The sequence below is a fragment of the Scytonema sp. PRP1 genome (assembly GCF_036697665.2).
GTDB classification, from domain to species: domain Bacteria; phylum Cyanobacteriota; class Cyanobacteriia; order Cyanobacteriales; family Nostocaceae; genus Kalymmatonema; species Kalymmatonema gypsitolerans.
In genome coordinates, this window is record NZ_JBAHYJ020000104.1 from 64,099 (window position 1) to 80,628 (window position 16,530).

The following is a 16,530-nucleotide window of genomic DNA, read 5'->3' on the forward strand; positions in this document are numbered from 1 at the left end:
AAGCAAAAACACTCAGGTTAATGCATCTATTTAATATCAGGTTGCAATGCTAAGTCTTGTTGATGGAAGACTTTCACATCTATTGGTTGTTGAACTAACGCACTAATTCGCTTACCTGTATCGGGAGGCAACACCTGAAGAATCATTGCATTATCAATCCAATCAAAGGTCATCGCTGTATAGTTTTCTGCACCCGCTACCGTCAAACTATAGGAACCAGGACGTAATGGTAAATTAAATTTGTATTCAATGTGCAGTTTTGTTCCTGGTTCTAACTTGCCAATCGGACAGTTTTCTTCAAGTGTGTTGCTTCCAATCAGTTCGTTGCCGTTTTTATCACAGATAAAATAGCCAACTATACAGCTTTGTAGAGGTTCATACACTTGGACATCGACTAGCAATGTTACTTTTTCATTAAACGCAAAAATGCCAACTTCTCCATCGGTATCCTCTCCTAAGTGGTTGAGCAACTTGATATTTTCAATGACTGCCTTGCGGCTGCCTCTACGAGTAGCTTTAACTTTAACTAAATTTTGCTGATGGGATTTCTGTGGTGTAGCAGTGTTGTCATGCTCTTTGTAATTATTTATTATTCTTTCTTCCTCTTCAGGAGGTGCTAATCCTAACTCTGCTTCGGTGATAAGCTTCATGTATTTTATGATGACATCATTGGGAGAACCGGAAGCGTAAATTTTGCCTTGATTAATCATCACTGCTGAATTACACAAAGTCTTAATTGACCCTGAATCATGGGAAACAAATAGAGTCGTTACCCCAGAATCCATTAAGTTTCGCATCCGCCGCATACAGCGATGTTGAAACACTATATCTCCTACTGCTAGTGCTTCATCAACAATTAAAATTTCTGGATCAACATTGACTGCTACGGCAAAAGCTAAACGGACAAACATACCACTTGAGTATGTTTTTACAGGTTGGTCAATAAAATCTCCAATATCGGCAAAACCAGCAATTTCGTCAAACTTATCTTCAATTTCCTTTTGGCTTAACCCCAACAACCGCCCATTAAAAAACACATTCTGCCGTCCGGTGAACTCCACATTAAACCCACTACCAAGTTCCAGCAGTGCCGACACCCTACCCTTAACTTGTACTTCTCCAGTTGTTGGTGTCAGTGTTCCAGCAATAATTTGTAATAGCGTACTTTTTCCAGAACCATTACGTCCAACAATTCCTACCGTTTTTCCCTTGGGAATTTCTAGATTGATATCCCGCAACGCCCAAAATTCATCAGCTCTGCTATGCCCTGGTAACAAAAGTTCTTTCAACCGCTCTACAGGATGAGCATACCGCTTAAAGCATTTCGAGACATTTTTTAGAGAAATTGCAATTTCTTCTCCCATGCTTGTGCTGTCAATATTCAAAACTCCCACACCAAAATTGAATTGTACTGTTTGAAGCTGACCTAAGGTATTGCTTCCATTTTGCCAGCAATTACCATATAAATATATAGCATTCCATATAGCATTACGATATAATTTGTGAGATTTTGCGTCCGGGTCGTCCTTTGTCCTTAAGACAATATGTTTACCTATACATATAGGAATGTCTGGGTACTCAGAAGTTCCCCTTATTAAGGTGATATTGTCTCATGTCTGAGGGCAAGGAGCTTTACAATACATCCGCAAAAGCAGGACGCAAACGTCGATAACACCACAATCCCCCGGAAAAAACGACAACTGCAATCATTGAAGCAACTCCCCACTCGCCCCAGTGTTTAACCTCTCCTCCTAAAACTAAATCACGATAAACCTCAACGATCGCTGTCATGGGATTTAACCAAAACACCCAATTCCGCCATTCCTGTGGAATTGCTGATGCTGGATAAATAATAGGTGTCAAATACATCCAAATATTTAAAAGAACTCCCAAACTTTGCGGAATATCTCGCAAAAACACTGTTAGTCCCGCAGCCAAGTAACCTAATCCCGCTGTTAGCAATAACTGCGGTATCCAAACCAAAGGTAACAGCGCTAAAGTTGTATGCAAAGTATGGGAAAACATTGCTACAAAAAAAATCAACGCCATTAAACCAAAAGAACTCTCAATGAAAGCTGATAATATTGGCACCAGTGGTAATAAAGCAAGGGGAAATACTACTTTTTTCACTAAATTCGGTTGTACGACTACCGAACTAGCCGCTTGAACCAAACCACCACTAAACGCAATCCAAGGCAGTAATCCTCCAAATATCCATAAACCAAAGGTAAAGTTGTTTTCTGGTAAACCTCTAAGGCTCAGCTTTACCTTCAGCACAATCGAGAACACATAAGTATAAATCAGTAACTGCGATAGCTGATTCACCAAGGGCCACAAATTCCCTAAAATAGAACCCTTATACCGCGCCTCTAAATCGCGTCGCACTAAAGTTCTTAGTAAATCGAACTTTGCCCACCAATTTTCGTTAATTGGTAGAATGCGCTTCAGCATCCCTGCCTTTCGGACAACTCCTCGCATTGTTTGCAACAATTCCAGCTTCCTCGCTCACTACCTACACACCAAATTTGTCTCAATGAAGCCTAACAGCTATGAAAGTTCCCATCGTACTTCTATTGCAAGAATAAGTTTTTTTTGTAAAATTGCGCTTAAATTACCTTGTAGATTATACGATTAATTGGATATTTTGCTGCATATTTTCTCTGCAATTTTTGCTAAGAGCGAACTAAGTCAAACTCTCAAAGATTAATTTCTCACAATCGTAACTGTTGAGCCAACTGTTGCCAAACAAACAGGTGCTTGTTCGCAAATTTCTGTGTTAAGTATCAAATAAGTATTGCTTCACGTTTAAAGCAAGTTATCCGGATCAATTCCCTGATTACGCAAATATTCCGCCAGTCTTTCAGCCCGTTGACGTTCTTGTTCAGCTCGTTGACGTTCTTGTTCAGCTCGTTGGCGTTCTTGTTCAGCTCGCTGGCGTTCTTGTTCAGCTCGTTGCCGTTCTTGTTCAACTTGCTGTGCAGGTGTTGGTATCCATTGATGACTCGCATCGTACCAACGCAGCCATAAACCTGTGTATTCTCGTAGGAACCTTGCCAAACTCCCAAGCCTAGCTTTACTTCTTCAAGCCACAAACGTTGGTCGGGTAAAGACAATTCCTGATAACGTGTTCCCTCTAAGCGAAAACCTCGTAGTCGATTGCTGTATCGGTCAAACACAACATAATAGGGAATACGTAAAATTTGCTCATAAACCTGCCACTTGGTTGGCGGCTGGTTGACTTCTCTGAGAGTCTGTCCTAAGTCTTCCTGTTCTGTACCAGGTGAAAGCAATTCAACAACTAAAAATGGATCAACTCCCTCTTGCCAAATCACATAACTCAAGCGCAAATCTTGTTGTTGTTGGGCACGAGGAACCCCTAAGACTAGGTACCAATCAGGGCGTTTGTACCACAGTGGATGACGGGGATCGTAGTAAAGATTTAAGTCGGTAGCAATTAAAATTTCCTCAGACGGATAGTTAGAAGGTTGGCAGGTTTCGCTGAGTAGTCTCGGTTGAAAAATATGAAATTCATCTGGCAATCCAGGTTCTCCCACTAATTCACTAGGCAAATCATACATCGTGGGTAGGACTTCCTGGGGTGGACGGGGTGGATCAGTTTGATACATAAGTGCTACCTCTACTTTCAATGCATGGACTAAGTTAAACTTTCACAGATCAATAGCCAACGATCGCAACTGCTGTGCCAACAACTGCGATCGCCCCTCAGGGCACTGCGCTTTGCGCAATCGCATTCGTTCTTGTTCCAAAAGTAATTCTGCATCCGTTGCCCGTTGCTGTGCTTCCGTTGCCCGTTGCTCTTGCTCAATAGCCGCTTGTTGTGCAACTCTCGCCGCCTCTTCTGGTGTCGGCACTAAATCCCCTTCTGATGTGAAGTATCTTAGTTTACCTGCTTCCACACCCAAATACAGACCAAGCACCTGACTCCAACGCCATCCCCGCGAATTCGGTACAATTTCTTGATATTCATTACCTACCAACTCAAAGCCGACAAACTCTAAATTCTCTGGAGAAAACCAAAAATATTCAGGAGTGCGAAATCGATTTTGATAGAGGTTTTTCTTCAAGTTCCTGTCAACATGAGCTGTACTCTCGGAAAGTAATTCAATAATCAAGTCTGGATAACGACCATCTTCCTCCCAAACGACCCAGGAATTACGAGGTCTTTTCTCAGTGTCCTTTACTAAGAAAAAGTCTGATCCTCTAAAATCCCGATTCCGCAACTGCTGGGGACTAAAATATATAGTAAGATTCGCGCCGATAAACAAATCATTCCGCTCTCGCCACAGCCACTCCAAACAAGTTACTAGCAGGAATAGCTGCATATAATGCAAAGAACTTTCCATTTCTGGCTCATCACTTAACAACCGACTTGCATCGGGCATCTGTTGTTCTAGCTGTTGCGCTGTGACAAACATTTGCTTACACCTGCTTACCTATTGATTTCATTCTAGTCAGTCGTCATTAGTCATTAGTCATTTGTAGAGACGCGCCATGGCGAGTCTCTACATCTTCATTAATCAAAAATTATTCTCCCTCATCCCCCTCATCCCCCTCATCTTCCCCATCCCCCACTCCCTCTCATGTCCCACATTCAGCTACACTGAGTCTTGGTTTGTTGTGTAGTAAGTGGGCATGGAAATCGGACAAAAAGTTAAAATCGTTCGTCTGCGCGATCGCGTATCTGCTCCTGTTGTGAAAAAGCTAGGACAAGTCGGCACCATCGAAGGCTTCAAAATGACCGATAGTAGCGGTGTTGGCGTAGTGGTCAAGTTTGAGGATAATTTTGCCACTTGGTTTTTTGAAGATGAACTCAAAGTCGTGCAGTAGGGGAGAAGCTACTAAAACAAGCCGAGTGCTAAGTTGGAGTTGAAGAAACCAGCGGTAAACATAGGAATCAAGTAATGGCCCTGATACTGACATTTTTGGGCAAAGGCGGCAGCGATCGCACGAAAATTGCGATCGCCGCAGCCAAATTATTGGCAAGTCAAGGTAAGCGTGTTCTCCTGGCTGGACAAGCAGAACCAGCATTGTCAATCCTGCTGGGAGCAACTCTTGGTCCTGATCCCCAAGAAATTGGTCCGAATCTACAAGTTGTGCAGTTCCAAACAGCAGTGCTGCTAGAACGCAGCTGGGAGGAAGTGAAAAAACTTGAGAGTCAATACCTCCGCACGCCTATCCTCAAAGAGATTTATGGTCAAGAATTGGCAGTCCTGCCCGGGATGGACACCGCCCTTGCTTTGAATGCTATTCGAGAGTACGACGAAAGCGGCAAATATGACGCGATCGTCTATGATGGCTCAGGCGACTCTTCCACCGTGCGGATGTTGGGAATGCCAGAGTCTCTCAGTTGGTATGTGCGGCGGTTTTACCAATTGTTTATCAATTCCGACTTAGGAAAAACAATTTCCGAATCGCCCTTGGTTCAACCGCTGATTAGCACCTTTTTCAACGTCAACTGGACATCAGATAACTTCTCCCAACCCACCAACAAAATTAATAATATTTTGGACAAGGGAAAAGCCGCCCTTGCTGATCCCAAACACATTGCTGCTTTCCTAGTCACTACCAATGATCCTGTGGAAGTGGCTACAACCCGCTATCTTTGGGGCGGTGCTCAACAAGTTGGTCTCACTGTTGGCGGCGTTATCCTTGTGTCTTCTGACACAACTGTTGATCTAGGCGAAGAATTTACTCCCTTGCCAGTGAGTGTTGTTCCACACGCAAAAGTGGGTGACTGGCAACCCCTGATCGATGCCCTACCTAACTTTGTGGCGCAAGCGGTTCAAGCTCCCAAGCCTATAGAAGTAGACGTTCAGACGCGTCAGGTACGCCTATTTTTGCCTGGATTTGACAAAAAGCAGGTCAAACTGACTCAGTATGGTCCAGAAGTCACTGTGGAAGCAGGAGACCAACGGCGTAATATCTTCCTACCTCCTGCCTTAAGTGGCAGATCTATCACTGGAGCAAAGTTTCAAAATAATTATTTGATAATCTCCTTTTAGGTATTACGAAAGGAATAGGCTATAGGGAAAGGTTAATAGTTAATGGTGAGTGGCACTTTTTGACAAACAACTAATGTACCAGACGTGCTATGGCACGTCTGGTACAACTAACAATTCCCTATTCCTTATTCCCAATGACCAATTAACGTGTACTCCTTATGTCTGAATCAACTCCGATTACGCCAGATCCAAATTCACCTGAAGCACTAGACTCGGTAACACCAACAGAGCCCGTCAAAGCTGCTATGACTCGTGGTGCCAAAACTAGGCAACTCCTAGGAATGAAAGGTGCAGCACCAGGGGAAACCGCAATTTGGAAAATCCGCCTGCAACTGATGAAGCCCATTACCTGGATTCCTCTAATATGGGGGGTAGTTTGCGGTGCGGCTTCCTCTGGTGAGTACACATGGACGCTGGAAAATGTATTGAAGGCAGCAACTTGTATGTTGCTGTCGGGACCATTGCTGGCGGGTTACACGCAAACCCTGAATGAATACTATGATCGCGAAATTGACGCCATCAACGAACCTTATCGCCCAATTCCCTCTGGAGCTATTCCCTTACCCCAGGTAATTACGCAGATTTGGGTATTACTTGTTGCTGGTATTGTCCTAGCATTTGTTCTAGATGTTTGGGCAGGTCATGACTTCCCCACCATTACGGTAACCGCCTTGCTAGGTTCCTTCATAGCATACATCTATTCGGCACCACCTCTGAAGCTAAAACAGAACGGTTGGTTCAGCAGCTATGCCCTTGGTGCTAGCTACATCGCCTTGCCTTGGTGTACTGGTCATGCTTTGTTTGGGGAACTCAATTGGAAAATTGTGGTTTTTACCGTGGTTTATAGTTTGGCTGGTTTGGGTATTGCCATTGTCAATGACTTCAAGAGTGTAGAAGGCGATCGCAAGTTCGGATTAAAGTCATTACCTGTGATGTTTGGTGTCACCACTGCGGCATGGATTTGTGTGGTGATGATAGATGTGTTTCAAGTGGCGATCGCTGCTTATCTCATCTACATCCACGAGAATTTGTACGCAGCAATTCTCTTACTACTCGTCATCCCGCAAATCACCTTCCAAGATATGTATTTCCTGCGTGATCCCTTAAAAAATGACGTCAAATACCAAGCAAGCGCCCAACCATTCCTAGTCATAGGAATGCTCATTGCTGGTTTAGCAATTGGTCATGCTGGTATTTAAACCCGAAAGAAGAAGATGGAAGAAAGAAGGAAGAAGGCAATTAGTGGGGGATTTAAACCACAGACACAATTCTAGAGTTTCTGGGGACTGGGGACTGGGGACTGGGAAGATGTTCAAAATTCCTTTGCATAGTCCGTCACTACCCCAATCCCGAATCCCTAATCCCTAATGCCAGTTTAGTCAGAACGAAGAAGACCTTCTTCCTTTTTCCTCTTAACCTCTTCGTTGTTAACTTATACCTCTAAAGTGAGAAGTTAGGAGTAAAGAAAAAAGTAACAGTTAAGAGTATGTAGTAAGACCAGTGCTGCGGCAGGGTTTACCGACCTAAACAACTGGTTCCATTGGGTGAGGAGTCAAAATGAAAAGCTCCTAACTCCTAACTTAAAAATTAAGACTCGTAACTTTTGTCAGGACTTACCGTGTTACAACTACTGTATTCTCTGTTTCATTTCATTCATTTTATTCAGCCTTTGATAATCCCTATTTGCTTTTTCTCTGCTTGGGCACTCATTATTATCGTTGCCTGGAGTATGTGGACAGCAGCACGAGATAGTCTCAGTACAGCGCAGCAAATGCATCAAATACCTTGTACAGGCTGCCAGTATTTTACCAATGATTACCATCTTAAATGTACCGTTCGTCCCTGTATTGCCAATACAGAAGAAGCGATAAATTGTATGGATTATCAACCAAAGACGAATTCTTTACTTTACTAGGAATTGTTACTATAGCAGTCTTAAATGATTTGTGAGCAAACAAGCTCCCCGACTTCTTAAAGAAGTCGGGGAGCTGAAGAAGTCAAGAACCAATTTCTAACAATACCTTTAAAACCCCCTTTGTTTGAGCGCGTTCAAAAGCAGCAAGCCCATCAGCGAGAGGATAGCGGGCATTAATCAGGGATTTTACATCCACCTTTTCTTGTTGTAGCAGATCTAGTGCAGGCGGAAAGGGACCACAACGGGAGCCAATGAGAGTAATTTCATCCACCACTAGAGAGGAAGCATCAAGGCTGAGGTTGCCAGCGTAGGTACTTTTAAGTACTAGAGTACCGCGTGCACGCAAGGCACGGCGAGCAAGTGCAAAGCCTTCTGAGTTACCAGTACACTCTACGGAAATATCAAAAGCTCTATCTGTCACTGTATCAGCAAAGCCAGTTTTGATACCTCGTGCCTCTAAATGAGCGAGTTTGTCTCGATGACGCCCCACGACCAAAAGGTCGCAGCCTGTTAAAGCTATTGTTTGCGCTACCAGTATTCCCAGCTTACCATCCCCAACAACAAGCACCCGGTCATCTGGATGCAACTTAACCTGCTGCTGAATTTCCAGCGCCGCTGCTAAAGGTTCGGTAAAAGTTGCGACTTCTGTGGGAATATTGTTAGGTACAGGATGCAAATTCTCTATTGGCAAACAGAGATATTCAGCAAAAGCTCCGTTACGGTTGACAATGCCAAGGACAGTGCGATTTTCGCAATGAGTTGGTTGTCCGCTACGACAGAACCTACATCGCCCGCAAACAGCATTGATTTCTCCAACAACTCGCTGGTTAACTAGGTGTTCTGGTCCTTGTTCGACAACACCGACAAACTCATGTCCTAAAATGCCAGCATATGGATAATAACCTCTCTTCAGTTCTAAGTCAGTGTTACAGATACCAGCACAGAGAACACGCACCAAAGCTTCTCCTGGTGGCGGTTCAGGAATCGCAATGTCGGTACGTAGTTGCAGTTGATTGTTTTCGAGCCAGAGTCCTTGCATATTACATCTTCGGTGTGGTGCAATCTGATGTTTATTATTATCCTTAAAGCCAGCGTGACACAGAAAAATGACAAGTTATATACGGCATCTGGTTTCGTTGCAATACACCCAAAACCCCACCCCGGCTTTGGCTAATGCCAAAACCTCCCCTCCCCTTGCCAAGGGGAGGGGTAAGGGGTGGGGTCAAAAAGAACAAAAAAGGAAAAAACTATTTTTTTGTTTTTTGCCTGTTACCTTTTACTTTCTCCTATGTACCTTGCCTGCTTATGCCGAAACAATAAACAATGCTTGTCCAGCTAAATTGGTTTTCACCACTCCTAGTAATAGAGATTTTACCTTTAAAGACTGGGATAAAACTTGTGGAGACCCTAAAAATTATATATCTACCTTTGAACAGATGCTTTTGGAATTCAAACCAGTAAATGTTGTCTATTTAGGAGAAAGTCATGATAATCCAGAAGACCACAAAAACCAGCTAAAAATAATTCAAGAACTCTACAAACGCAATCCTAAAATTGGAATTGCAATGGAAATGTTTCAACGACCTTATCAAGAGGTTATCAATCAATATCTAGCAGGAAAACTTACTGAAAAAGAACTTATAGAGAAAAGTGAATATGAAAAACGCTGGGGTTTTCCTTGGGAAAATTACGCGCCAATTATTAAGTTTGCTAAAGAAAAAAAACTTTCTATTATAGCTTTAAACACACCTTCAGAAATTACCCGCAAAGTTGCCCGAGAAGGTTTAGAAAGTCTAACATTATCTGAACAAAAATTAATTCCACCCTTGTCAGAAATTCGTACAGATAACGAGGAATATCGCCAACAGTTGCAAGCAGCCTTTCAACAACATCAAGCTGGTAATCATGGTAACAGTGTAGACGTGGAAAAGTTTTTCCAGGCGCAAGTTTTGTGGGATGAAACAATGGCAGAAGGAATTGCCAAATTTGTTAAAACTCGCCCAAATTATCAAGTTATCGTGTTAGCTGGACAGGGACATATCATTTATGGCTATGGTATCCCTAGCCGCGTTGCCCGTCGCCTCAAGGCTGAAAAATTCACTCAGCGTTCTGTCTTGCTCAGTCCGCCCGATGAGACACAACCTAAAGAGAAAAAAGCAATAGCAGATTTTATATTAGACATCTCCAGAAATTAATTGTGCGTTGTCTACAACCCTTGTAGAGACGCGCTGTTTGAAGCGTCTCTACATTATTTTTCGGAGATGTCTGTCTATTGCAGGGAGGACTACGCTGACGATTTTGTAATTACGGCAATTTTGATTTGTAGAAAGTACACCTTTTGTAAGCCAGAAGCTTGTCCACTATTAAAGTTAGAGCTTTAAGCTTGGATATTATACGTGCGAGGCTCCTCGCGATTCGGGGCAGTGGCTGAGTCCTACGGACACGCTACCCGTATGCCTGCGGCACGCTTTGCGCTTACGCCAATCGCCCACCTAAACTCCATAGCCCCACACGGGCATCGCCTACACAATTTGTTGGAAAAAACACTTGCTTCATGCGTCCTATATGTGCAATTATGTCTTCATTTGCCAAATAAATACTGTAAATTTACCAATTTGCCGTAGTTAATGATAGAGATATCGCATTAATCAATTTTTAGCCAACACATCAGAAGTGTCCAACTAGTCTGAAGTTTCATCACTCAGGCTTGAATGGCTATATCCAACGCGATCAAAATCAAAACAGTAAGTGAGGAGTCAGAGACATGAATAAACGCAAACTGCAAGCACTTGGTCGTCGCCAGTTTGTAGGGGCTGCAGTTGCTAGTACAGCCTTGACATTAGGAGGATCGAGCTTTTTTTCCGCTGTTGCTGCCAAACGAAAGCGGCCGAATGTACTGTTCATTTTGACGGATGATTTGGGTTGGGGCGATCTTAGTATTTATGGAAACACCTATCAAACGCCTAATTTAGACCAGTTGGCAAGGGAAGGTAGCCGATTCACCAATGCCTATGCAGCGCAAACTGTTTGCACGCCAACACGGATAGGCTTCTTTACAGGTCGTTATCCAGCAAGATTGCCAGTAGGTCTTCAGGAACCCTTAGCTGGGAGCGAGACTGTAGGATTACCGCCAGAACACCCAACGATCGCTTCTCTTTTGAAAGGCAATGGTTATGAGACAGCGCTGGTTGGTAAATGGCACACTGGCTTTCTTCCCAACTACAGTCCACTCAAGAGTGGCTTTGACGAATTCTTTGGCAACTACAGTGGAGCGATCGACTACTTTACCCATAAGGATGGAAGTGGCAAACTTGACTTTTATGAAGGTGAGTCGCCAGTGGAAATACCAGGTTATGCCACAGACTTGTACACTGAGCGTGCTGTTCAATTCATCAAAAGACCCCGCAACAAGCCATTTTATCTCAGCCTTCATTACAATGCACCCCACTGGCCTTGGGAAGGACCAGAAGATGAAGAGTTAAGTAGAACTTTCTACAATTCAAATCCTTTCACTGCCGGAGGATCAAAAGAAACCTATGCTGCAATACTGAAGAGCCTAGATGACGGAGTTGGTAAAGTCTTGCAAGCTTTGAATGAGTCTGGGCAAGCTGATAATACCATCGTCATTTTTGTCAGTGATAACGGGGGCGAGAGGTACTCTGATTTTGGACCTTTCCAAGGCAGAAAAGGCAATTTGTATGAAGGCGGTTTGCGAGTCCCCGCTTTTATCCGCTGGCCTGGAGTGATTAAACCAGAGCAAGTGAACAGCCAAGTCCTTATCACTCAAGACTTGACAGCAACAATTTTGGCAGCAACAGGCACTAAACCTGATCCAAACTATCCACTTGACGGTCAGAATTTACTTCCTGTTCTTGTGGGCAAAAAACCTGTTTACCCTCGAACGCTGTTCTGGCGTTATAAATCTAATGTTGGTGGGCGTCCTCCAGGACAGCTTCAAGCAGCAGTCCGGAGTGGGGATTGGAAGTACTTGCGGCAAGGAGAGAACGAATATCTATTCAATCTTGCCAATGACGAAGGCGAACAAACTGACCTCAAAAACAATTATCCGAAGGTGTTCCAGCAGTTGCGCGATCGCTTTGAGGAATGGAATGCAGAAGTCCTGCCTTACCCAGCTTAAGGAATCATTCATGCAGGAACGTACATTACGCCAAGAAGTATCATCCGGTAAATCTGACAAGCAAATTGCTGCCAAGCGCCCTGGTAAAGTACCTGATAGAGACATGGTCTGGATACCTGGCGGCACTTTTATGATGGGGTCTGACGACCATTACCCAGAAGAAGGTCCCGCTCATCTTGTCCGTGTCGATGGCTTTTGGATGGATCGCTACGCTGTCACGAACAAGCAATTCCAACGTTTTGTGAAAGCAACTGGCTACGTAACAGTGGCGGAACGTCCACCAAAGCTAGAAGATTATCCTGGAGCTATACCGGAACTCCTAGTACCAGGCTCAGCTGTCTTTCAGCAGCCCAAACATCGAGTGAATTTACAAACTTGTAGCTGGTGGGTTTATGTGCCTGGTGCTAACTGGCGACATCCAGCAGGAGCTGGAAGTTCTATCAAGGGGCGAGAAAATTATCCTGTCGTGCATATTGCCTATGAAGATGCTCTTGCTTATGCCGCTTGGGCAGGCAAATTGCTGCCGACAGAGGCACAGTGGGAATTTGCTGCTCGCGGTGGGCTGGAAGGTGCTGTCTACACTTGGGGCAATGAATTTGCTCCCAAAGGCAAGCGGATGGCTAATACTTGGGAAGGCGAGTTCCCGTGGCAAAACTTAAAGCAGCGCTTTCCTGGAGCAGAACCTGTTGGCTCCTATCCTCCAAATGCGTATGGTTTATACGATATGGTAGGCAACGTTTGGGAGTGGACAACTGACTGGTATCGAGACTCTCACCCGGAAAAGAAGACGAAATCTTGTTGTATTCCAGTCAACCCCAGAGGCGGAACACAAGAAGAGAGTTTTGACCCAAATATGGCGCAGGCACAAATACCTAGAAAGGTACTTAAGGGTGGTTCGTTTCTCTGTGCGCCTAATTACTGCCAGCGTTATCGACCAGCCGCACGTCATCCAGAAACAATAGATACATCAACGTGTCATATTGGATTTCGTTGTGTAGTCAATGTGTAGAGCCAAAATTAATATGAACAAAGAACATACAACACAGTAGTCATACCAATTCTTTGTAAAAAAAGCACTTTATCTTCCCTCAGTCTAGAAGACCTCTAGATTTTAAGGATGCTCCCGCATCCAACTTCTTGTTCCCAGGCTCAGCCTGGGAACGAGTAAAAAAAGCACTTTATCTTCCCTCAGTCTAGAAGACCTCTAGATTTTAAGGATGCTCCCGCATCCAACTTCTTGTTCCCAGGCTCAGCCTGGGAACGAGTTAAACGAGTTAGGGAGGCTCCGCCTCATTTTTTAAGAACATCTTCAGGTCGAATTCCCTGCGTTACCAGCCCCAACCTTTTCTGCTTCGCCAATACTCGGCAACTCGTTCTTCCCACTGTTTCCAATACTCTGCGATCGCTTCTGGCTCAAACCAAAATACCTCTGCTTCTGTATTTGGTATTGCTACAACTAACAAAGCATGATTCACTTGAATATCATATTCTCGATAACACTCGTTAACTGCTTCCAAATACGCTGTTAATTGCAGTGGGTGTTCGTATAAACGCTCAATTGAACCTTTAGGTTTGTCTGCTGTTTTCCACTCGCAAATGCAGGGAATACCTTTATAACTAGCAACACAATCTACTTTGCCGGAATAGCTCATGTTGTAGTGAAAAACTGAGCCTTCTACAAGTTTCACTGTATCAATTTCTTCTAAAATAGGTTTAATACTTTCCCAATAAGCAACACTGCCTTCCGGACAAACAGGGTTTTCACCAAGTAGAAAACGTTCAATTTGTTTGTGGGTTTGTGTTCCTCGACGACTCGCACCTGTGGTAATTCTCGTAGCTTCTTCTGTTCCAACACGCGCTTTCCAGTTTAATAACCTATCACGTTCCTCTTGTGGTTTGGTGGCATTGAGTATTGTCGTGACGCTGGGTAAGCGATTTCCTTGAGCGTCTACGTAGTATTGTTTACCATTTTCCCGCAAAGATTTGCCATTGATGCGAGGTAGGAGTTGGGTATTAAAGGGCATTGTATATCGGTGTCAAAAGGTTCCTTTCTATATTTGAGCAATACCTGGGAGGCGATGCCCCTTCGGGAAATTGGGCAAGCAAGACTGCCGAAGGCAAGCCTCAAACTAACCTACTTTGAAAACAAGTATGCTTAAAGGCATAATTCTCAAATTAGAGGAAAAATTTAGAAATATTTACTAAATTAAGAGTGGCTAGTAAAGTTTTGTCCATAGGAGACAACAAATTGAGCTAATACTGCTTTCAACTTGTGAAAGCGTATACTTCAATACGATTTTCTTGTGTAGCACACTCTACACTAGGAATCAAAAAGCTTTATTGTATAATACCGACCAAAAAAATAACGCAGGGTTTGGGGAAAAACAATGAAATATAAAGCATTTGCTGCTTTGGCGATAGTAGCAGCTGTTGTTGGAATAGCAACCAAGGTTAACGCACAGTCTTCAGCTACACCAAACTCAAAGGCTGGGGATTACACAACAATTCGAGGAAATTCTTTAACTGGGATAAATAATAGAACAGCTGAGGATGATTTTGCAAGATTTTTTGCAGAAAGAAATTCTCAAAATTCTCAAAATAATGTTTCACAGCAAAATGTTGGAGAAAACATTTCTCCAGCTGATGCTTGGCAACTTGGCGATCAAATCGAATTACGTCGCAGAGAACCAATCACAACTCCAAATAATCTGATTTTCCCACAAGGAGAGGATTCATTTTACAGTAATGACGGCGTGCAGGTGCAGATTGACTTAGATAACTTAAATAGAAATACAAGAAGGTAGCAACAATTCACTTTCACTCAGTTTTAACCCATAATTTTCCTAAAATTTGCCCAATAATGCCAAAAATTCAAATCCCCTCCAGATTCTAGGGCTGCAACGCCCATAAACCTGGAGGGTTATTCTTTTTGGGATTAATACACTGACTAGTGGCTTGTTTAGACTGATACCACCGCATTTAATACGCCCTTTTACTTAGGTACTTTTCTCAACAGATAAATCTGCCTACGCTTTGCAGTAGAATTAGACCTTTAGATACAGGAGGGCAAAACGTGACTCGTGTAATTATCGTGCGCCACGGTCAAAGCAGCTATAACACCGAAAAGCGCATACAAGGACGTTCCGATGCGTCCACGTTAACTGAAAAAGGTCGTAGTGATTCTAGTAAAGTAGGCAAAGCCCTCAGTAATATCCTATTTAAGGCAATATACACCAGCCCTCTGCAACGCGCTAAAGATACAGCAGATACCATCTATCATGAACTGGCAACTCATACTGATCAATCTGCTGTTCCCCAAACTTCTGATAAGTTGCTGGAAATTGACCTGCCTTTATGGCAGGGAATGCTTACTGCCGAAGTGAAAGAGAAGTTTCCTGAAGACTACCGCACTTGGCAGGAAAGCCCCCAGCTGCTGCGGATGTCTGTCAAAGATGGTGAGCAAACAACAGAACATTTTCCTGTTCTTTCGTTGTACGCACAAGCGCGGCAATTTTGGCAAGAAGTTTTACCTCGCCATAAAGGCGAAACTATACTGATTGTGGGGCATAACGGTATCAATCGGGCTCTTTTAAGTACAGCACTAGGAATTGCGCCAGAACGCTATCATTCCATCCAACAATCTAACTGTAGCGTTAGCGTACTCAATTTTTCTGGAGGATTGGGAGAACCAGTTCAACTAGAATCTCTCAATCAGACGCAACATTTGGGAGAAATTCTGCCCTCCTTGCGCCCAAATCACAACGGTGTAAGATTGTTGCTGGTGCGTCACGGAGAAACTGAGTGGAACCGCCAAACCAGATTTCAAGGGCAAATTGATGTACCGCTGAACGACAATGGTAGACAGCAAGCGCAAAAAGCCGCTCAATTTCTTAAAGATGTGGGAATTGATTTTGCCGTCAGTAGCACGATGCTACGTCCCAAAGAAACAGCAGAAGTTATCTTGCAGTACCATACTGGTGTAAATTTGGAATTGCAAGATGGTTTAAGGGAAATTAGTCACGGACTTTGGGAAGGAAAATTAGAAAAAGAAATAGAGCAGGAATTTCCAGGAGAGTTGCATCGCTGGCGAACAGTACCCGCACAAGTCCAAATGCCAGAAGGAGAAAATTTGCAGCAAGTGTGGGAACGTAGTGTTGCAACATGGCAATCAATTGTCCAGGCTGCATCTGCAAAGCAACTCAAAACCGGATTGATTGTTGCTCATGACGCCACTAACAAAACCCTGCTTTGTCATGTTCTGGGTTTATCATCAGAACAGTTTTGGAATTTCCGTCAGGGTAATGGCGCAGTTAGTGTTATCGATTACCCTTTGGGAGCAAGTGGTTTACCAGTACTGCAAGCAATGAATATCACGACTCACCTCGGTGGAGGCGTATTGGATAAAACAGCCGCAGGGGCGTTGTAGCATTTAGCAATTAGCTGTCAGCCTTTAG

14 protein-coding genes and 1 pseudogene are annotated in these 16,530 nt (G+C 43.6%); 9 read left to right on the forward strand and 6 right to left on the reverse strand.

Annotation, left to right across the window (positions count from 1 at the left end):
- Positions 1–26: 26 nt before the first annotated feature.
- From V5G28_RS27260 to V5G28_RS27275, 4 genes and pseudogenes are all read right to left on the reverse strand, one after another.
- Complete coding sequence (locus V5G28_RS27260; protein WP_332996390.1) at positions 27–1,364, reverse strand: ABC transporter ATP-binding protein; 1,338 nt, start codon at positions 1,362–1,364, stop codon at positions 27–29.
- Positions 1,365–1,632: 268 nt separating this feature from the next.
- Complete coding sequence (locus V5G28_RS27265; RefSeq protein WP_096562888.1) at positions 1,633–2,478, reverse strand: ABC transporter permease; 846 nt, start codon at positions 2,476–2,478, stop codon at positions 1,633–1,635.
- Positions 2,479–2,805: 327 nt separating this feature from the next.
- Positions 2,806–3,626: pseudogene (locus tag V5G28_RS27270) on the reverse strand (Uma2 family endonuclease).
- Between the two features lie 42 nt (positions 3,627–3,668).
- Positions 3,669–4,436 (reverse strand): Uma2 family endonuclease, encoded by a 768-nt coding sequence (locus V5G28_RS27275; RefSeq protein ID WP_332996394.1) that lies wholly within the window; start codon positions 4,434–4,436, stop codon positions 3,669–3,671.
- A 217-nt stretch (positions 4,437–4,653) separates the two neighbouring features.
- Between V5G28_RS27275 and petP the strand changes: the two genes are divergently transcribed.
- From petP to V5G28_RS27295, 4 genes are all read left to right on the forward strand, one after another.
- On the forward strand, positions 4,654–4,848 hold the full coding sequence (gene petP, locus V5G28_RS27280; RefSeq protein ID WP_096562892.1) for a cytochrome b6f subunit PetP: 195 nt from the start codon (positions 4,654–4,656) through the stop codon (positions 4,846–4,848).
- Between the two features lie 74 nt (positions 4,849–4,922).
- Positions 4,923–6,023 (forward strand): Get3/ArsA fold putative tail anchor-mediating ATPase NosAFP, encoded by a 1,101-nt coding sequence (locus V5G28_RS27285; RefSeq protein WP_332996397.1) that lies wholly within the window; start codon positions 4,923–4,925, stop codon positions 6,021–6,023.
- A 158-nt stretch (positions 6,024–6,181) separates the two neighbouring features.
- Positions 6,182–7,222, forward strand: a complete 1,041-nt coding sequence (gene chlG / locus V5G28_RS27290; RefSeq protein ID WP_332996399.1) for a chlorophyll synthase ChlG — start codon at positions 6,182–6,184, stop codon at positions 7,220–7,222.
- A 431-nt stretch (positions 7,223–7,653) separates the two neighbouring features.
- Positions 7,654–7,938 carry a hypothetical protein gene (locus V5G28_RS27295; RefSeq protein ID WP_442994296.1) on the forward strand — a complete coding sequence of 95 codons (285 nt, stop codon included), beginning with the start codon at positions 7,654–7,656 and terminating at the stop codon, positions 7,936–7,938.
- An 82-nt stretch (positions 7,939–8,020) separates the two neighbouring features.
- Here V5G28_RS27295 and V5G28_RS27300 read toward each other — a convergent pair whose 3' ends face one another.
- Complete coding sequence (locus V5G28_RS27300; protein ID WP_332996400.1) at positions 8,021–8,977, reverse strand: MDR/zinc-dependent alcohol dehydrogenase-like family protein; 957 nt, start codon at positions 8,975–8,977, stop codon at positions 8,021–8,023.
- A gap of 67 nt (positions 8,978–9,044) precedes the next feature.
- Between V5G28_RS27300 and V5G28_RS27305 the strand changes: the two genes are divergently transcribed.
- The 3 genes from V5G28_RS27305 to V5G28_RS27315 all read left to right on the forward strand — a co-directional run bounded on the left by V5G28_RS27305 (position 9,045) and on the right by V5G28_RS27315 (position 13,085).
- Positions 9,045–10,133 (forward strand): ChaN family lipoprotein, encoded by a 1,089-nt coding sequence (locus V5G28_RS27305; RefSeq protein WP_332996403.1) that lies wholly within the window; start codon positions 9,045–9,047, stop codon positions 10,131–10,133.
- A gap of 569 nt (positions 10,134–10,702) precedes the next feature.
- Positions 10,703–12,076, forward strand: coding sequence for a sulfatase-like hydrolase/transferase (locus V5G28_RS27310; RefSeq protein WP_332996405.1), 1,374 nt, complete (start codon positions 10,703–10,705; stop codon positions 12,074–12,076).
- 10 nt (positions 12,077–12,086) lie between these two features.
- Positions 12,087–13,085, forward strand: coding sequence for a formylglycine-generating enzyme family protein (locus V5G28_RS27315; protein ID WP_332996407.1), 999 nt, complete (start codon positions 12,087–12,089; stop codon positions 13,083–13,085).
- A gap of 319 nt (positions 13,086–13,404) precedes the next feature.
- On the opposite strand, the gene V5G28_RS27320 is transcribed toward V5G28_RS27315, so the two are convergent.
- Positions 13,405–14,100 (reverse strand): PD-(D/E)XK nuclease family protein, encoded by a 696-nt coding sequence (locus tag V5G28_RS27320; RefSeq protein WP_332996409.1) that lies wholly within the window; start codon positions 14,098–14,100, stop codon positions 13,405–13,407.
- Between the two features lie 363 nt (positions 14,101–14,463).
- On the opposite strand from V5G28_RS27320, the gene V5G28_RS27325 reads away from it, so the two are divergent.
- Both V5G28_RS27325 and V5G28_RS27330 read left to right on the forward strand, forming a co-directional pair.
- The gene (locus V5G28_RS27325; RefSeq protein WP_096562902.1) at positions 14,464–14,880 is read left to right on the forward strand and encodes a hypothetical protein; all 417 of its coding nucleotides are present in this window, start codon (positions 14,464–14,466) and stop codon (positions 14,878–14,880) included.
- A gap of 269 nt (positions 14,881–15,149) precedes the next feature.
- Positions 15,150–16,502 (forward strand): histidine phosphatase family protein, encoded by a 1,353-nt coding sequence (locus V5G28_RS27330; RefSeq protein ID WP_332996412.1) that lies wholly within the window; start codon positions 15,150–15,152, stop codon positions 16,500–16,502.
- The last annotated feature ends 28 nt before the right edge of the window (positions 16,503–16,530 follow it).